The sequence below is a fragment of the Yersinia massiliensis CCUG 53443 genome (assembly GCF_000312485.1).
GTDB classification, from domain to species: Bacteria; Pseudomonadota; Gammaproteobacteria; order Enterobacterales; family Enterobacteriaceae; genus Yersinia; species Yersinia massiliensis.
The window spans coordinates 73304-75269 of the sequence record NZ_HE997653.1 but is presented as its reverse complement, the minus strand read 5'-3'; the positions used below and the strand labels follow the sequence as shown (position 1 = coordinate 75269).

The window sequence follows — 1966 nt, the reverse complement described above, 5'->3', positions numbered from 1 at the left end:
TTTTTCCGTTACCAGAATGTTTAGAAGCTAACAGGCGAAAATACTGTTCGCCTGTTAGTGGGGCAAGTGAGTTTGTTGCAAATAATGAGCGTCGGTGATTTTGCTCATTGATGGGGGAATAATTAGGCTAAAACCGCCTCAATATTAAAGAGCCGATTCATAAAGGCGGATCTTTCCTGCACTCGACGTTCAGGTTCGTCACGACGTAGCCAAATATCAAATTGACCTTTATTCAGTCGTCGCAATGTTTCAAATCCCTGAAGCGTTGACCACGCTCGATTTGGCCGTTTGAAACCCCGGCCGCTTTGACCAATTTTTTGATGGGGGCATAGTCAGACTCGATACGATTATTCAGGTATTTGACTTGCCGCTGCTTCGCATCATCCCGTAGCTTTCCTTCTTTGATTAAACGGGTAATAGCATAACCGTATGACGAATGTTTATCGGTATTGAGTACTTTCGGCTGTCTTTCAACAGGATAGGGTTTTAACACCCGTTTAAGGTATTGATAGGCAGCATTTTTATTTCGTTTAGGCGAAAAGTAAAAATCTAATGTAGTACCGTGCTTATTGATGGCGCGATAGAGATAAAACCATTTTCCGTTGACTTTGATATAGGTTTCATCGAGCTGCCATGAAGAGTCGGCATGCGTAAATTGATATCGTTTTAATTTCTGACGGAGTAGGGGTGCATATTCAATAAACCAACGGTAAATGGTAGAGCGATGAACGGAAATCCCACGCTCTGCCAGCATATCGCTGACGTTGGTATAACTCATCGGGGTTGAGCCGTACCAGCGTAAGCACCATAGGATGATCTCAGGAGCAAAATGTTTCCATTTGAAATCGCTAGAAGCCATGTGGGTTCACTGAAGAAGGGATCAATAGCTTCAGTTTTCATGACAACTCCACTTTTTGCAACAAGCCCTAAAAAACAGCACGTTACCCAACTAAGCCTTAATGCGACACAGTCGTGCTTTCATCTGTTGACTGCCTAAAACAGGCAGCCAACTTTCGCTAATTCACCGAGGTCAATATCACCAGAATGATACTAATTCAGGACACATGGTACATACTCCAAATAAGCACCATCACTTACTATGGGCACAGTACCGTCTCCGGTCACTATATTTACTAGATATCGATAACCCGGCATTGCCGAAGGCTGAGTATTACTCCAATACGCAGTATTGACGTCACCAGAAGCCCAACTGGTTGGCCTCTGCCATTCTGACCATAACGAACCAATTCCACGTATATTAGTACCTTGAGTCAATTGATCCCGTGAAGGTATTACCATTCCGTTAGCCGAACAGTAATTTTCAGCATCAGAGAATTTTCGATAACTTCCCGAGATAAACCAGCTAGTAACCTTAAACTCATAACGATAAGCATTTATGTTATCTCTCGCTGTTATTTTGACCAGCTTATTACGAACATTACTATCTATTAAAGTAACATTGCCTTCATTATCAACACTCGTAGAGGTGGTTTCGTTTGATGTCCAATCATAGTTTGTATTAGATGTTATATTCCCACTGGCGTTTATTTGGAATCTAGCATTTGAATATCCGGTCGTTGGGAACCCTTTATTAGATGTAAAAACATAACTACCTGGCGCGACGACACTATTCACTTCGCGTAATGTTAAGAAATTAACGAGTAATGAGTCATTTTCTGCGAGTCCTGAAATAGTGGCTGTTATCGTAGTTTTGCCGCCAGTAGAATCGCTTTTAGTTACTGAAGAAAATATCTCTCCGCTTGAATTAGTCATACCGCTGGCCGGTGTTAGTGTAATGTCAGATGAAGCGGTAAAGTCAACCATGACATTGGCAACTCCGTTGCCGTCTGGGCCTAAAACAGTGGCTTTGACAGTATTGTTCTCTTCTCCTGAAATTGCATTATCTTTTGTCGTTTCGATCCTAATATTTAGAGCTTGGGTAAAATTGATGTCTTTTGTTTGACTC

General features: G+C 41.9%; 1 protein-coding gene and 1 pseudogene. Both read right to left on the bottom strand.

The window, feature by feature from the left end:
• Positions 1–122: 122 nt before the first annotated feature.
• Positions 123–859 (bottom strand): annotated as a pseudogene (locus BN68_RS22585) (IS6 family transposase).
• A gap of 191 nt (positions 860–1050) precedes the next feature.
• On the bottom strand, positions 1051–1966 hold a 916-nt coding region (locus tag BN68_RS24200), incomplete at its 5' end, for an Ig-like domain-containing protein (protein ID WP_042807113.1).